13 protein-coding genes and 1 other RNA gene are annotated in these 16,159 nt (G+C 67.0%); 5 read left to right on the forward strand and 9 right to left on the reverse strand.

Annotated features, from left to right (window positions below; all coding sequences use genetic code 11):
* Positions 1-100: 100 nt before the first annotated feature.
* Positions 101-370, reverse strand: a complete 270-nt coding sequence (locus ISU07_RS14605; RefSeq protein WP_194707556.1) for a hypothetical protein — start codon at positions 368-370, stop codon at positions 101-103.
* Positions 367-564, reverse strand: coding sequence for a hypothetical protein (locus ISU07_RS14610; protein ID WP_194707557.1), 198 nt, complete (start codon positions 562-564; stop codon positions 367-369). The genes ISU07_RS14605 and ISU07_RS14610 overlap by 4 nt, the downstream gene beginning before the upstream one ends.
* A 23-nt stretch (positions 565-587) precedes the next feature.
* On the opposite strand from ISU07_RS14610, the gene map reads away from it, so the two are divergent.
* Positions 588-1,436 (forward strand): type I methionyl aminopeptidase, encoded by an 849-nt coding sequence (gene map / locus ISU07_RS14615; protein ID WP_194707558.1) that lies wholly within the window; start codon positions 588-590, stop codon positions 1,434-1,436.
* A 2-nt stretch (positions 1,437-1,438) separates the two neighbouring features.
* Here map and ISU07_RS14620 read toward each other — a convergent pair whose 3' ends face one another.
* The gene (locus ISU07_RS14620; RefSeq protein WP_194707559.1) at positions 1,439-1,807 is read right to left on the reverse strand and encodes a hypothetical protein; all 369 of its coding nucleotides are present in this window, start codon (positions 1,805-1,807) and stop codon (positions 1,439-1,441) included.
* 289 nt (positions 1,808-2,096) lie between these two features.
* Here ISU07_RS14620 and ISU07_RS14625 point away from each other — a divergent pair, with 289 nt between their 5' ends.
* Both ISU07_RS14625 and rnpB read left to right on the forward strand, forming a co-directional pair.
* Positions 2,097-4,400 (forward strand): M4 family metallopeptidase, encoded by a 2,304-nt coding sequence (locus tag ISU07_RS14625; RefSeq protein ID WP_194707560.1) that lies wholly within the window; start codon positions 2,097-2,099, stop codon positions 4,398-4,400.
* Positions 4,401-4,484: 84 nt separating this feature from the next.
* An RNA gene (rnpB, locus tag ISU07_RS14630) (RNase P RNA component class A) lies at positions 4,485-4,882 on the forward strand.
* Between the two features lie 139 nt (positions 4,883-5,021).
* Here the strand turns inward: rnpB and ISU07_RS14635 are convergent.
* From ISU07_RS14635 to ISU07_RS14655, 5 genes are all read right to left on the reverse strand, one after another.
* A complete protein-coding gene (locus ISU07_RS14635; RefSeq protein WP_194707561.1) occupies positions 5,022-7,430 on the reverse strand; it encodes an NACHT domain-containing protein in 2,409 nt (802 codons plus the stop codon).
* Positions 7,431-8,126: 696 nt separating this feature from the next.
* Positions 8,127-9,272 carry a tyrosine-type recombinase/integrase gene (locus ISU07_RS14640; protein ID WP_194707562.1) on the reverse strand — a complete coding sequence of 382 codons (1,146 nt, stop codon included), beginning with the start codon at positions 9,270-9,272 and terminating at the stop codon, positions 8,127-8,129.
* A gap of 36 nt (positions 9,273-9,308) precedes the next feature.
* Entirely contained in the window at positions 9,309-9,500 is a 192-nt protein-coding gene (locus tag ISU07_RS14645) for a helix-turn-helix transcriptional regulator (protein ID WP_194707563.1), read from the reverse strand.
* Positions 9,501-9,665: 165 nt separating this feature from the next.
* On the reverse strand, positions 9,666-12,377 hold the full coding sequence (gene mobF, locus ISU07_RS14650) for a MobF family relaxase (protein ID WP_323742627.1): 2,712 nt from the start codon (positions 12,375-12,377) through the stop codon (positions 9,666-9,668).
* Between the two features lie 22 nt (positions 12,378-12,399).
* Positions 12,400-12,741: a hypothetical protein gene (locus tag ISU07_RS14655; RefSeq protein WP_194707565.1), complete on the reverse strand. Its 342-nt coding sequence runs from the start codon at positions 12,739-12,741 to the stop codon at positions 12,400-12,402.
* A 141-nt stretch (positions 12,742-12,882) separates the two neighbouring features.
* On the opposite strand from ISU07_RS14655, the gene ISU07_RS14660 reads away from it, so the two are divergent.
* Together ISU07_RS14660 and ISU07_RS14665 are read left to right on the forward strand one after the other, a co-directional pair.
* Positions 12,883-13,629: an AbiV family abortive infection protein gene (locus ISU07_RS14660; RefSeq protein WP_194707566.1), complete on the forward strand. Its 747-nt coding sequence runs from the start codon at positions 12,883-12,885 to the stop codon at positions 13,627-13,629.
* A 109-nt stretch (positions 13,630-13,738) separates the two neighbouring features.
* A complete protein-coding gene (locus ISU07_RS14665) occupies positions 13,739-14,830 on the forward strand; it encodes a zinc-dependent alcohol dehydrogenase (RefSeq protein WP_194707567.1) in 1,092 nt (363 codons plus the stop codon).
* Here ISU07_RS14665 and ISU07_RS14670 read toward each other — a convergent pair.
* Positions 14,799-16,121, reverse strand: coding sequence for an FAD-binding oxidoreductase (locus tag ISU07_RS14670; protein ID WP_323742628.1), 1,323 nt, complete (start codon positions 16,119-16,121; stop codon positions 14,799-14,801). The genes ISU07_RS14665 and ISU07_RS14670 overlap by 32 nt on opposite strands.
* Positions 16,122-16,159: the final 38 nt, after the last annotated feature.

Below are 16,159 nucleotides of genomic sequence, written 5' to 3' on the forward strand. Positions count from 1 at the left end.
ACCCGGCCTGGCTCCACTTCTACAATCACCACCGCGGACACACCTCGCTCAAGGGCAAGTCACCCATCGACCTCGTGCCCAACGTGCCCGGACAGAACATCTAGGGCTCCCAGCCCAGCCACGCACCACCCGCCGCGACGACGGCGAACAGCACCACGACCGCCACGACCGGCAGCACGAGCAGGCGCTTGGGGTGCCGCGTCCACCAGCGGCACGCCGTCACGAACAGCACCAGCCAGACGAAGATCAGGACCGTCAGCGCCCACGTGGGCACGACCAACCCGGAGGCGGCGTACAGGAAGAACGCCGCGGCCATCCCGACCATCCCGACGAACGGCCAGGGCGACGCCTTGGCCCGAGCGGCGCTCACTCCTTGGCGTCGTTCCAGTTCGGGTCGTTGTCCCATTCCTCGTTTCGCTCCGCGGCCTTGGTGAGGGCGCGCTCGGCCTCTTCCGAGGTGGCGTACGGGCCGAGCCGGTCGATCGGCGGGCAGATGTCCTCGCCCGTCTCGACGCGGTGGTGCTTGACGCAGAACCAGAACTTGCCGGAGTCCGAGTCGCTCATGACCACAACTTAGACTCCTCTGCGTGACACCCGTGGCTCCCGCTCTGGTCTCCCCGCGCCGCGCCGTGCCCGCGGACATCGAGCGGCCCGAGTACGTCGACCGGCCGCAGCCCGCGCGCTTCACCGGCTCCGAGGTCAAGGACGCCGAGACCATCGAGAAGATGCGCATCGCCGGACGCCTCGCGGCCCAGGCCCGGGAGGTCGTGGGCGCCGCCGTGCAACCGGGCGTCACGACCGACGAGCTGGACCGGATCGGACACGAGTTCCTGGTCGACCACGGCGCCTACCCCTCGACGCTCGGCTACAAGGGCTTCCCCAAGTCGCTGTGCTCGAGCGTCAACGAGGTCATCTGCCACGGCATCCCCGACTCGCGCGTCGTCGAGGACGGCGACATCGTCAACATCGACATCACGGCGTACATCCACGGCGTGCACGGCGACACCAACGCCACCTTCCTCGCCGGCGACGTCGACGAGGAGACGCGACAGCTGGTCGAGCGCACCCACGAGGCCCTGATGCGCGGCATCGCCGCGGTGAAGCCCGGGCGCCGGCTCAACGTCGTCGGTCGGGTGATCGAGTCGTACGCCAAGCGGTTCGGGTACGGCGTCGTCCGCGACTTCACCGGGCACGGCATCGGCACGTCGTTCCACTCCGGCCTGATCGTGCCGCACTACGACACCCCGCTCTACGACGACGAGATCCAGGCCGGCATGACCTTCACGATCGAGCCGATGCTCAACCTCGGCACCCACGAGTGGGTGATGTGGGACGACGGCTGGACCGTGGTCACCCGCGACGGACGCCGCAGCGCGCAGTTCGAGCACACCCTGCTGGTGACGCCGACCGGCGCCGAGATCCTGACCAACCCGTAGGTCTAGGGCGCAGGAGCGACGTACACGGCCAGCGCCTTCTTGGTGACCGTACGGCGCCCCACGACGGGCTGGTGGTACCGCACGGCGACGTCGAGGTCGGGCTGCCAGGCGTCGCAGGCGGTGTACCAGCGGTAGCGCTGCTTGCCCTTGCCGGCGGTGTCGGCGAAGGGCGCCTGGTCGTGGACCGCCTTCTGGAGCTTGGCGATGCTCATGCCGGCGGCGATGGTCTTGTACTCGCCCGACCCGACACACGTCCCGTCGTCGGCCGCCCCGGCCGGAGCCAGACCCGACACCGGGCCCGCTACCGGGCACAGCAGACCGGCCAGCAGGAGGGCTGCCGGCCACGTGCGCGAGGTGCGGGAGAGGGTCATCATTCCTCCGCCTCCGACGGTAGCTCCGCCCTTCGGCCCACCGGTATGACACGCGCGGGTCATCCGGGCCTGGCCCGGACGGGCTAGGTGCGGCCGGGGTTCCCGCTCGACTGCCTCATGTTCATGCAATGCACAAACATGAGTTTCGCCGCCCGTTGACCGGCCCCCGCCGCGTTGCGAGTCTGCGCAACGGCCCTGGGACACCCGTCCTCGAGCCTCGGGCGGCGGGGCCATCCCCGAGCCGCCCTCTCACCCGGGTCCCGATCGGACCCCGGACACAGGAGAAGGTATGTCCCAATCACGACGGGCGAGACGCCTCGGGGGCCTCACAGCCGCCGTTCTCGCGGGAGCACTGCTCACCGTTGCTCCGCTCGGCCTCCAGGCGAACGCCTTGGCCGGCGGCACCGGCGCCGGCACCGGCGGCGGCCGCATGGATCCGCAGGCGATGGCCCGCAAGGCCGCGTCCTCACTGATCGCCCAGCGCCTGCCCGCACTCAAGATCGGGCGGCACGACGGCTTCGTCGCCAAGCCCGTGCTGCGGTCCGCGGGCCTCAGCTACGTGGCCTACGACCGCACGTACCGCGGCCTGCCGGTCATCGGCGGCGACTTCGTGGTCGTCACCGACGCGGCCGGCCACGTGCTGAACACGTCCGTCGCGCAGACCAGCAAGACCCGCGTGAGCTCCATCACCCCCACCGTGGGCCGGGACCGCGCCGTGGCCGTCGCCCGGCAGCAGGTCTCGAAGGCCTCCGCCGCCGAGGCACCTCGCCTGGTCGTCTTCCAGGGCACGACCTCGCACCTGGCCTGGGAGACGTCCGTCCGCGGCCGCGACCACGGCCACCCGTCGTACCAGTCGGTATACGTCGACGCGCGCACCGGCAAGTACCTCGCCAGCAAGGAGCACGTGCTCGCCGGCACCGGAAACACGGCGTACGCCGGCACCGTCAGCTTCCCGACGACCCTCTCGGGCAGCACCTACTCCATGAAGAACTCCAGCGCGCCCACCCTGGTCTGCCAGGACGCCGCCACCAACACGACCTTCTCCGGCACCGACGACGTCTGGGGCAACGGTGTCGCGACCAGCCGTGAGACCGGCTGCGCCGACGCGTTCTACGCCGCCGATCAGGAGCGCCTGATGCTCTCCTCGTGGCTCGGCCGCAACGGCATGAACGGCTCGGGCGGCTGGGTGCCGATCCGCGTCGGCCTCAACGACGTCAACGCCTACTACGACGGCACCCAGGTGCAGGTCGGCCACACCCAGACCGGCGGCAAGTGGATCGGCTCGATCGACGTCGTGGCCCACGAGTTCGGCCACGGCATCGACGACACCACCCCGGGCGGCATCTCCGGCGGCGGCACCCAGGAGTTCGTGGCCGACACCTTCGGCGCGGCCACCGAGGCCTTCGCGAACAACCCGAACGACCCCGCCGACTACACCGTCGGCGAGGAGGTCAACCTCGTCGGCTCCGGCCCGATCCGCTACATGTACAACCCGTCGCTGGCCGGTGACGCCAACTGCTACAGCTCCTCGACCCCCAACGACGAGGTGCACTCGGCGGCCGGCCCCGGCAACCACTGGTTCTACCTGCTGGCCGAGGGCACCAACCCGACCAACGGGCAGCCGACGAGCCCCACGTGCAACAGCACAACGCTCACCGGCGTGGGCATCCAGAACGCGCAGAAGATCATGTACAACGCGATGCTGATGAAGACGTCGACGTCGTCGTACCTGAAGTACCGCACCTGGACGCTGACCTCGGCGAAGAACCTGGACGCCACCTGCGGCCTGTACAACAAGGTGAAGGCTGCCTGGAATGCCGTCTCCGTGCCGGCGCAGACCGCCGACCCGACGTGTGGCTCCACCGGCGGCGTGACCGTCACCAACCCGGGCAGCAAGTCCGGCACGGTCGGCACCGCGATCACGTCGTTCACGCTGTCGGCCTCCGGCGGCACGTCGCCGTACACCTGGTCGGCCACCGGTCTGCCTCCGGGCATCACCATCGGCTCGACCACCGGCACGGTCTCGGGTACGCCGACCACCGCCGGTACCTACAACGTCACGGCCACCGCCACCGGTAGCGGCGGCAGCGGCAGCGGCTCCACCTCGTTCACCTTCACTATCGGTGGCACGGGCGGCGGCTGCTCCGGCCAGAAGCTCGGCAACCCCGGCTTCGAGACCGGCACCGCGGCGCCGTGGACCTCCTCCGCGGGCGTCATCGACAACACCGCCTCGCAACCGGCGCGCTCCGGCTCGTGGAAGGCGTGGCTGGACGGCTATGGCACGACCCACACCGACACGCTCAGCCAGAGCGTGACGATCCCGTCGGGCTGCGGCGCGACGCTGTCCTTCTACCTTCACATCGACTCCGCGGAGACCACGACCACGACGCAGTACGACAAGCTGACCGTCAAGATCGGGTCCACCACGCTGGCGACGTACAGCAACCTCAACAAGGCCTCGGGCTACACGCTGCGCTCGTTCAACGTCTCGTCCTTCGCGGGCCAGACGGTGACGGTCTCGTTCTCCGGCACCGAGGACTCCTCGCTCCAGACGTCGTTCGTCATCGACGACACGGCCCTGAACCTGAGCTGAGTCCGCTCGTCCACTGACGGCGCCGGGCCGACCACCTCTCGGGGGGTGGGCGGCCCGGCGTCTCGTCTATCCTCGTCGTGCGGAGGAGCTGGCCGGGCGACCGCGGCGTACGTCTTCGGAGATCTCTCCGGGGCGGGCGTCGAGGAAGGTCCGGGCTCCGTAGGGCAGGGCGGTGGGCAACACCCACCCGGGGTGACCCGCGGGACAGTGCCACAGAAAACAGACCGCCGCCATCGGCGCAGCTGATGGAGGTAAGGGTGAAATGGTGGTGCAAGAGACCACCAGCGACCGGGGCGACCCGGTCGGCTCGGCAAACCCCGCCCGGAGCAAGGTCGAACAGCGTGCGTCCGAGGGCGGCCCGCCCGAGCACGCGGGTAGACCGCACGAGTCCGCCGGCAACGGCGGGCCTAGATGGATGGTCGCCCCCCGACCGGTCGCAAGACCGCCGGGGACAGAACCCGGCCTACAGGCCAGCTCCTCCGCTTCAAGCCGCTGACCTGCGGAAACGCGATCAGAACACGGCTGTAGTCCCCACCTGGTCCCCAAAATTCGGAGTACATGACACGTGCGCGGTCCGCCAAGGTCGCCTAGGTCAAACACAACTTCGTGGACGTGAGGGGCCTACGTCGTAGGGTCGGGGTCCTGCTCCCAGGCGACGCTGGTCCGTACGGCCAGAACCCAGTCCCTGAGCAAGGCAGCGGCTTGCGGGTCTTGGAATCGAAGGTCAAGGAGGAAACCCTCCAAGAGCTTGGCGGCTTCCGGATCGTCGAGGGCAATAAGGATGGGCCCGCGAAGGTCTAGCTCGAAGTGCGCGTCCGCCAACTCCGGGTGTGAGGACTGTGCTGATGTCCCCGCAAACGCCTCCCACTCTTCAACGGCGTGGAGCCCTGCTACAGACGCCAGGCCTAGCAGATAGGCGCCCTCCACCGCCGCGGCCGCCGCTGCGCCGCCCACGGCTCCAGCCGCCTGCACCTGTGAAGCGCTTTCGCGGACGCCTTGCCACCACACGAGTGGATTGGGTGCGTCCTGACGTCCGGTTACACCCGCGGACTTGACTGAAGCGAGCATCCTGACGTCATCAGACGCGGATAGTTCCCCGGCGGTATCCGGGATCATGGTTTGAAGGTGTTCGGCAATGAGCCGAGTCCCCGGGTCGCCGCCAAGTGCCTTTCGAAGAGCAGCCGCCACCATCGACCGCGCCTCTTGTGATGCGCCCGCGGCGCGAAGAAGCAGACGAGTCGTTGCTCTCGCATCCTTGGGCGCCGGGCCGTCGAAGATCTCCAGTGCATTCGCAAGCAACGGCTTGCGCACTCGCGGATGCTTCCTCGCACCGCCATCGACGGCGAGATCTAGGGCGAGTCCGGGACCCACTGGAGACACCCTCCCGAGGCGCCACGAGGCATCGTCATCAATCGCTTTCACGATCTCCACGATCTGATCGCGCCGATGGGGCTGGGTTTCGGCGAAGACTCGTCCAGCTGCAAAGATCCACGGGACGCGCCAGTGAGGGTGGGCCGCGAGTTGCCGAAGCCTCGCTTCTACCCTGTCGTCGGGGCCTGTCGTCAGATGACGCCCGGCCATGAGTTCCTGAAGAGCCCGAACATCAAATCCAACGCCTTCGTTGTGGGCGCGGATGAGGAGCAGCCGCTGTAGGCAGGCCTTTCGGATGTCCTCTACTAGGTCGGCGTCAGCGCCGTCGGGATCGTGACCGTCATCGACGAGCACAGCCGCAATGACGTCCCGCAACTCCTCGCTAGACATCGTGGCTGTCGCATGGTCAGACAGCTGCGCGCGCACGTGGAGTTCGTAGCCCACCCTCTCGTGAAGAATCGTGATGTTAGGCAAGTGAGCGTCAAGGATCTCCTTGAGGGATCCCGGCTTGACACGCTCGCGTTTGGACACGGTGTCGTAGTAGCCCCAAAACAAGGCGAATCGATCGGGGGGAAGGGGGCCGGCTGCCTCGATGATGATGGTGAGAATCAGCACCTGCAACGGGGTCACCATGAGTTCGCGCGTGTTCTCGGAGGCAGCCGCTCTCTCAAGTCCTCGATCAACGCGAGGGACGGCTTCGTGGTCCTTCCCCAGGCGGACGCGCGCCACGTTCTTGCCGTATGCAAGCGCCTGATCGATCGGAAGCGGTGCTAGATCGACCCGTTCGAACAGGGTAGGAGCAATGTCCTCCGTGTAGCCGACGGGTCGGGTCGTGAGAACGACGAACAGGTCAAGGTTGTTCGCGTCTGCATCTTCGACGAGCTCCAGGACTCGATCGATGATCGATCGTCGCGTCCGGGGCTCAGTCACCTCGTCCAGACCATCCAGCACCAAGAACCACGGCCAGCGGCGCATCCAGGTGTCCATGTGCGCCGCGTTTACAGTGCGTACGGTCCTCCGCGAAATCACATCCGCTATGTATCGAAGCAGGGTGCGCTCGGATTGCCCCTCATCTTCAGCGAAAGCAGCCAGATCGATACGCATGGGCCACCGTCGGTGATGCGGCAGGCCATGAAGACCCAACTCCTTCAGCCGGGCTTCAATGCCTTCGGACGCTGCTGTCGCAAGTTCGCCCAAGTCGGATGCACCGTTCAGCAGCGATGCTCGGTAAGCCTGTGCCAACAGCTTTGACATCGTTGTCTTGCCGTTGCCCATGGGCCCCGCCACAACCAAGTGCCTTGGACCTTCATGCAGCGTCGTGCGTGGGCGCAGCACACGCTCGCCCCGGTTCAAGACGTACCGCACGAGCGTTTCCTGCTCGCCGCTCGAGGTGAGTATCGGAAGATCCACCGCGACCAGATCTATTGGCAGCAGCGAGCCTGCAGGGCCACCCGCCTCATCGAAGGTGATGCCGCGCTCAGCTGCGAGCGTGGTTCTGGCGTGACGAAACAGGGTCTCCGCTAGGTCGTTCTCATCTACGAAGCCGACCAGCTGAGCTAGAGACGCGAAGACGTCGCCTGTGGTGAGGAGCGCGTTGAAGGCCCTTCGAACCGAATCATGGACTGAAACCAGTGTGTCGACTTGATTCCCATCAAGCACGCAGATGTTTCTTATCCGTTTCAATCGCGACAATTGCCTGAGCCGTTCTGTTCCACGCCCTACGTCGCGACTGCTGTCTTCTAGATTGGCTCGATAGCCGGCCAGACTTTTCTCAATCAGCGCCAAGCCGCCCCGACCGGGGTCTGGCGACAGCGGAACGTTCGTGACAAAAACCAGGTGGTCCGGAGTGCGGCTACGGTCTGGCTTCGGGGCCGTCCAATCGTCGAGTTCCGCTCGGATTTGTCCCCACAACCATGTTGCGTTGTCAATCGGTCTCGCAGCTAGCGGTGCGTGGTGCTTGACCTGAAAGACTGTGTAGCCCGCCCATACCTCTGCGCCACCAAGAGGAATGGACGGGCTGGGACCTTGTGGGAACGGAGCGCCGCGGCCGTCGTCGCGCGATCGCCCCGACCAGTCCAACTTGCCGTGATAGATCATGTCCCTGCCGCCATCGCGACCCGCTCCCAACGGCGTGAGCCGAGCGCCGAACTCGGCAACCATCAGGGCGGCGGCAAGGTCTTGGAAGCCGTGTGGTCCGAGAGATTGCAAAGCATGCTGCACCCCGGCATCCAATCAGAGGATCAGACGCTTGCTGGGTTTCAACTCCAGTGAGGCCGGTCGTAGCGTTGCATGCCAACGCGTTCAGCATTTGGGGCATGCCATCGCAGTGCCAGGCCTGCCGCCACACCAGATGATCTAGCCCCATTCTCTTGGGGAGATCCGTCCATCCAATGGTGCATGCGGCTCAACGGAACGCGTTGCTAAGACCGAATCGACAGCGGCGCGGGTCCGATCGTCGGAGTCGGGCCACAGATGGCTATACGTATCGAGCGTCTCGGCGGCCGAGGCGTGGCCGAGGCGCATTTGGACCGTCTTCACGCTCTCCCCGAAACGGATGAGCAGCGAGGCGTAGTAGTGCCGCAGAGCGTGCATGCCGGTGCCCGGCTCGAGGCCGACAGCTCGGGCGACAGGTCGCCAGATGTGGCCGAATGCCTGACGGGTGATCGGGGCGCCGCCGATGGTGAACACGAGACCCCCCTCCCCCGCCGGGTGCTCGACGAGATGCGCTGCCAGGGCGTCGACCACGACCTGCGGCAGCGGGATTGTTCGAAGACTGGCCGGCGTCTTGGTCGGTCCGAACTCCGTGCGTCGGGCTGGTCGCGTGAGTAGTTGCCGATCGACACGTACCTCGCGGCGGAGGAAGTCGATCCGGTCGACGGTCAGTCCGAACACCTCACCCTGGCGCATGCCGGTGCCGGCGGTGAAGGTGACGAGGGCGGCGAGCTCGGGCGGCATCAACTCGCGGATCTGGTCGACTTGGGCGGTCGTGAGCGGGACGACCGGCTTGCGGTCCTTGGCGGGCAGCCTGGTGCCCTCGCACGGGTTGGCGATGATCTTCCGGTCCCGTACGGCCGACCGCATGATCGCGGAGACGACGCTGTGCAGGACCGAGATCGTCTCCGGCGCGAGCGCCTTCCGCTTCGCCCGTCTGTCGGAGGTACTCAGAAGGCGCACCCAGGCCTGGACCTCGGACGGCAAGATCGTCGCAAGCTGTCGGTCGCCGAACGTCGGGTAGGCGTGCCGGCGCAGCATCCCTTCGACGTGCGCCGCACTGGACGGCCGGTGCACCTGAGCGTGTCGCCAATGCTCGGCGTACTCGCGGAAGGAGATCCGCCCTGCCTTGGGGTCGACGTACTGGCCGGTGACGACGGCCGCGGTGACCTCGTTGAGCCACCGTTGGGCGTCGACCTTGCGGCTGAAGTGGCGGGCATACTGCTTGCCGGCGTCGTCGCGGTACCGCGCCCGCCACTTGCCGTCGGATCTCTTCGCGATGCTGGCCATCGGTGCCTCCTGCCGTCTCCCCGGTTCGGTGGCGGCTCAGCCGCCGAGGTCCTCGAGCCACTGCAGGACGTCGGACTTCCAGAAGCAGACGCGCTTGCCGACCTTGATGCTGCGGGGTCCGGTCCCCATAAACCGCCAATAGCGGACGGTTCCTTCGGGTGCCCGGACCATGACTGCGACCTCTTTGATGGTCAGCAGCGTGTCGTCCGGATCGTGCGCCATGCTCATCGCGCGCTCCTCGTTGTGGATGGCCGACGGGTCATGCACAGGTGTGCGGAGGTGCATGATCGCCGTCTGAACGCATCGGTTGATGCGTTCATGAGAGGAGAGGCCACACCTGCGAGCGAGTTGTGCCCTGTTGCGGCCTGACTTTCTTGGAATTCTTCGGCAGGTCTACCTGGCCGGCGCTGACAAGCCGTCCCGGTCGGGGGACGGCACGCGAGGGTGCCGGGAGATGCCCGGCTGCGCGATGCCGTAGCGCTCGACGTCGTCGAAGGCACGAAGGCGTGCGTGCGCAGGCCCGAGATCGGCGCGGTCGCGCGCGAAGGCACTGGTCCACTGCTCACGTGCGTCCGCAACGGAGTCGGCGACCAAGTGCGCGACGTTGCGCTGTCGACCGCGGCTCATGCCGACGTACGTCGCGGCGGCGCCCGAATGTTCGCTCACGACGACGTTCGAGGTGTCGACGGTCTGGCCCTGGGCGCCGTACGCCGTAGTGGCGTAGGCCAGCTCGACGGATCGCTCGACGTAGTGGCCAGGCAGCTGGCGCGTGCGATTTCCTTCGACGACCTCGATCGCGCCGCCATCGAGCACCTGGCTGACGGTCCAGGTCTCACGATTGGCGACACCAAGATCGGGTTCGTTCCGTCGGGTGCTGACGCGATCTCCGACCGTCAGGCGCTCGCCCGCGAGAGTGGTGGTCTCGGGTAGTTCGCGGCTCAGCTCGCCCCGCTCGAGGCGCCGGGAGCGGATGGCTGCGTTGAGGGCTGTGACCTGTTCGCGGGTGTCGGCGATGACGAAGCCCGGCTCCTCGGCGAGGGCGTACAGTCGCTCGACCTCGGTGGGGTGGATACGGATCTCGCCACGGGCCACCAGGCGATCGAAGACGTCACCGGGACGTTCGCCGCGGCGCATCAGCAGGCTCAGCTCGGCGTACTCGGGGTCCTCGAAGCGGTGGACGACGTCGAGCGTGAACTTGGTCCTGGATGGTGCGATGACGGAGGCGAGGTCGAGGACACCGCCACGCCCGACGGCCGGTAGCTGATGGCGGTCGCCGACAAGGACCAGGCGAGCGTGGGCCTCGTCTGCGATGGTGACGAGCGCGAGCGCGGTGTCCTGGTCGAGCATGCCGGCTTCGTCGACGAGGAGGATGTCGCCGTGCCGGAGCCTCGCGGCCGCGGGCACCGGCCAGGCAGGCTCACGGGTCCAGCGACCCTCGTCGTCCCATCGGTAGCCGTGCTGGTGGATCAGCCGGGCGGCGCTGGACGCGGGGGTGCCGAGCTCGTTCGCAGCGACCTGGCTGGCCTTAAGAGTTGGGGAGACCACAACCAGCCGACGTCCGCCTCGGGTCTCGGCCAAGAACCGTGCGGACGCCAACATCTGGGTCTTGCCCGCACCCGCTGCCCCCTCGATGACAAGCAGCTGGGCGGTGCCGTCGATCGCAGTGAGGGCGGCGAGCTGCGCCGTGTCGAACCGCTCCCCGTCGGGAGTTCGCCCGGGTAGGGCCTCCTGGAGTGAGCGAGTGGTGAGGCGGGTAGTGAGACGCTCCTCGACCTCGAGAACACGTTGGGAGGTGAGGGCACGCACGTGTTCGGGCGTGTTGTCGGTAGGTAGGAGGGGAACGCTTGCCTGCACAGCACGGGCGGCGAGATCCTCAGCGAGCTCGCGGCGGACCAGTGGTGAGGCGACGATGCCGGCCATCGTGAGCTGCTGTTCGACCTCCCCACGCAGATCGGGGCCGTTCCAGGCAGACCTTCGACTACCCAGCCTGCTCAGCACGGTGGCCACGATGGCGTCTCGGTCCACGGAGCCGATCGGCACGCTGGCTGGGCTCACACGAGGGTTGACTGGTTGGAAGCCAACATCGCGAAGCTCCTCGACCCAGCGACGGCCGAGCTCGACACCATCGCGCGGGACGACCTTGTCCGGGCGGGCCTCGGCCCAGGCACGGCGGTCCCATCCCATCCGGAGCTTGCTTCCCGGCTCCTGGCCCGGATGGTCCATGCGCCACTCGGCCTCGTAGCGGTCGACGTTGGTGCGGATCTGCGTGGTGCGCGCCGAGAAGCGTCCGACGTACGGCGCCAGCTCCACGACCTCACCGGACTCCAGGTCCAGGGTGTAGCCGTGGGCGGCTAGCGAGGACCTGAACTCGGGGTCGCACATCACGGCTCCGTGGCCGATCCCATTGATGGCACCGAGACTGTCCCGGACACCGACGGTGTGCAGCCCGCGCCATCTCTCCCCCACGAGGACCCGTGAGTTGATCTGCAGATGGAGGTGGCGGTGCGGGTCCCCGGCCCGGGACGTGTAGTGCCTGACGACCACGGCCTCGATCTCGTCGACGGGCACCTGAACCTGAAGCCCGCGCGGTCCGACGCGCGTGGTGGCGTGTTCGGCGATCCAGGCGATGATCTCCTCCGCCGCCCGCTGTTGGGCCGCGTCGCACGCCGCTGCGATCTCTGGGTGCAGGGCCGCGACGAGCGACCACGTCTTCGGTCCGTTGAGGGCCACCTCCACGAATCGGACACCTTGGTCGTCCGTGCGCAGCCGGCCCTTCGCCTCGCCCGAACCTATGACGTACCCCGCGACCCATGACTCGTAGGCGTCGCCGTCGAGCGACGCGACATGACGAACCGCGGCGCCCAACTCGGTGCGTCGAGCGACGAACAGCTCGGCGTGGCCGCTGCCCTCGGCGAGGTAGTAGTCGTCGGCGCGCGAGCGGTCGGCCTCGACGTAGTTCCTGGCCGCCGCGGCCGCTCCTCGGTAGATCTTCAGTCCGCCGTGCATCACTGCTTCCAACGCTGATCGATAACAACCAACAATTGCCCTGGAAATGCGAATTCGGACCGCCCGACGGGCGATCCGATCTACGGAACACCGTAGCATGCGTGCCGCTACTGGTCAGGCCTCAGAAAGTGCGCATTGACCTTCCGGGTGGGCGGTTTCCGTTGAGGATCTCGCGGGTTGCTTCGGGCGCGGCTCTGGCAGCGAGTCCGGAGCTGGCAGCCTCCAGTTGGTCGAGCAGGTCGTCGACAAGAAGACAGGCAGCGGTGAACGGCAAGCTCAACCGACCTGGTGCGTCGCCCGCGTGGCACCAGGGTCCGTCGTGCAGCCCGGTGATAGCGATCAGGAGGTCGGTCGCGAGCGTGTCGCGATGTATGTCCTGGGCTCGCTCGTAGAGCTGCCACATCAGGCAGATGAGCGCGGTGTAGAGGTGGTCGGCCGACGCCAAGGGCCGTGACTGTTTCATGTGCTTTCGCCTACCGGGCGTGGCGCCGGGACGAACGAGCCCCGCGGAGAGTTGTGGATGGGTGTCTGTTTTCCACAGCTTCAAAGGGGCCCTCAACCCCTTACTTGACCTGATGTCCGTGAACAGGTCCAGGCTCGCCGAATGGACGACATCGAGGTGTGGCGGGTGGGTGCATGGCAGGCCCGCCGTTGGTGGTTAGCTCTCATGACAAACGCGATCGGGCTGGTGAATGACTCCGCCGTCCTGGCCAAGATGTGCAGCTACGGCCGCGCCCAGGCGATGCTGGTGCTGGCCGCCGAGGAGGTCGCGAGGGCGCACTTCCTGTATGACGCCGCTCAGGAAGAGTGGTCGACGCCGCACGACACGGACGTCTGGATCGACGTTCCTCGAGAGGTGGTCGACATGTGCCGGCCCATGCTCTCGGGCCTTCAGGTCGCCGAGCGGTACCCGGCGGGAATGTCGACGTTCTGGGATCCGGACGATGAGACCGGGCTGGCTTTTCCGTATTCAGATTCTGCACCGGGTGGCGGAGAGATAAAGAAGCAGGCTGCTGGCTTTCATGTCGACCGGACTGGCAAGTTGATCACGAGTCCAATGGACATTCCGGAGGGGGCTCTTCCCTTGTTCATCACCCTCGTCGCCCGCGGGATCGAGATGCACCTCGCCGAGGATCGCATCCGCCACCAATCGGCTCGTCCGGAAGAGGCGCTGGACCTGGCGGAGTTCCTGCACGTGGAGATATTTCCATTCGCGTGGCCCGAGGACTTGAAGAGCGTGCTGACCGAGGAGGGCGAGAAGCGCCTGGGCGCTATGACCGCAGATCGGATCCCGCCGCCGAGCCTGACGACACTCCGTCCAAGGCCAGCGGGATGGCGACGGCGGCGATAGCGGCAAGCAGAGAGAAGAGTGCCTGTCTACGACAATCCGTGAAACCCCACGCGCTTCTGTTCACAGAACGACGGTGGTCAAGGCGCACCACCTAAACGAGGGTTGAGCCGTGCGCGCGGTCGTCAAGCTGGATCGTGGGCGGGGTTGCCTCCTTGTCCATGACCGTCAAGAGACGCCCTTGGACGCGGGACAGGTGCGCGTACATGTGGCAGCAGCGTCGGTGTGCGGCACGGACAGCGCCTTCTACGAGTCCGGAGACGCCGGTGCAGACCTCGGTATGACTCTTCCTCGCGTCCTCGGGCACGAGGTCAGTGGGACGGTGATCGAGCTCGGTCCTCACAGTCCGGAGTCTCTCCTGGGTGCACGGGTGGCTGTGGAGACGCACCTGCACTGTGGTGAGTGTTCCTTCTGTCGCAGCGGCAGCGCCCACAACTGTTCGAGGATGGGCATTCTCGGTGTGACGGTCGACGGAGCGTTCGCCGAACGTCTCGTGGTGCCCGCCAGGAGTTGCTTTCGAATTCCGGATGAGATCGAACTCGAGACGGCTGCGCTCCTCGAGTCGGCTGGGAGCGCGATGCACGCGGTCCTCAGGTCGGGGGTCAATCTCGCCGGCGGGTCGGTGTTGATCTCGGGGGCTGGTCCCGTGGGGTTGGTGGCCGCCCAGATCGCTCGTGCACTCGGCGCGCGCGCTGTCGTCCTGGTGGAGCCGAACCCTCATCGCCGAGCGCTTGCCCAACGGTTGGGCCTGAGTTCTCTCGGGGTTGAACAAGCTCCTTTGGACGTAGCCGACGAGAGGACCCGGTCCTGGGGTGGCTTCGATGTGGCGTTTGAGTGCTCCGGAGCGATGCCGGCGCTTGAGGTTGCGCTGGCGTCAGTGCGCCGCGAGGCGACCGTGATGTCGGTCGGGCTGGTCAAGGGAGCGCTGCCCCTCCAGGTGGCCGAGACGCTGATCACCCGCGGGCTGACTCTCCGCGGCAGCTGGGGTCGATCGTTGTGGGAGACCTGGGAGCGGATGTCAGCGTTGGTCGTGGCCGGTCAGGTCGATCTCGCCAGCCTCATCACGCATCGGCTGCCCCTCAGCGGACTTCCGGAGGCGCTCGACCTCATGCGGGGTCAGGCTGGCAAAGTCGTCCTGGATCCTGCGTTGCCGGATGGCCCCGAGTCCCGCTTCACTCAGCGGGAAGTGCTACACCAGGGTTGAGGGTGCTCGTAGGGTCCAGTGCTCGCTTGATAGCACCATGAACCTCAGTGGCTACGGCGTCGAGCTCGCGTCGCAGCCACTGGGTCTTCAAGCGTCCGACACCGTGCTCACCCGTGACCGTGCCACCGAGCTCGAGTGCAGAGGCGGTGATCCGGTCGAATGCGCGGAGGGCTGTGTCGCGCCCTTCCGGGGTCGATCCGTCGTAGATGACGGTCGGATGCATGTTGCCGTCGCCAGCATGGCCGAACAGTCCGATGGTCAGCCCTTCATCGCTGGCGATCGTCTCCACGTGCTCGATGAGGGCCACGACTTGTGAACGCGGGACGCAGACGTCGTCGAGCAGCCAGTCACCCAGCCTCTCCAACGATGGAAGTGCCAGGCGGCGCGCCTCGAGGAGCGTGCGCGCTTCGTCGGGGTTGTCACTCTGTACGACGTCCAGGGCGTCGGCTGACTCGCACGCGTCCGCCAGGGCTTCGGCGTCCTCCTTCGCCGTGGACGAGTCGCTCTGCAGCAGCAGGACCGCTCCCACGGATCCGTCGAATCCCAGAGGCGTCATCGACTCGATGGCTCGCAGTGTGGTGCGGTCCAGGATCTCGAAGACCGATGGAGTCACCCGAGTCTGGGTGATCGCCTGGACGGCGCGCCCGGCGCCGGCCACGTCTCCGAACGTCGCCAGCACCGAGTGTGCTTCCGACGGAGTAGGCAGGAGGCGCAGCGTGACCTCCGTGATCACCCCGAGGGTTCCCTCCGACCCCACGAAGAGCCGGGTGAGGTCGTAGCCGGCGACGCCTTTGACCGTCCGCCGACCTGTGCGCATGGTGCGCCCGTCGGCGAGGACGACCTCGAGCCCGAGGACGTAGTCGCCCGTTACGCCGTACTTGACGCAGCACATCCCTCCGGCGTTGGTGGCGACGTTGCCGCCGATGGTGCAGGTGGCCACGCTGCCGGGGTCCGGCGGGTAGAAGAGGCCATGACGTTCAGCCTCAGCGCGTACGTCGGCGGTGACCACTCCGGGTTGGGCCACCAGCAGCCGCTCGGTCGTGTCGACCTCGACGATCCTGGAGAGACGACGGGTGCTCAGCACGATGCATCCCTCGGTCGCGTTGGCGCCGCCGCTCAATCCCGATCCGGCGCCCCTGGTCACGACGGCCACGCCGAGCTCGTGCGCGACCGCGAGCGCGGTCGCCACCTCTTCGGTTGTTCTCGGGATGAGCACGAGGGCGGGAGCCCCCGCGGGGGTGAAGTGCGACTCGTCGCGGACGAAGCTCGCGATGAGATCTGGGTCTGTCACCACGACTTCGGGTGGGAGACGGTCGATAAGAGCCGCTA

Origin of the sequence: Nocardioides islandensis, assembly GCF_015352455.1 — a bacterium.
Taxonomy (GTDB): Bacteria; Actinomycetota; Actinomycetes; order Propionibacteriales; family Nocardioidaceae; genus Nocardioides; species Nocardioides islandensis.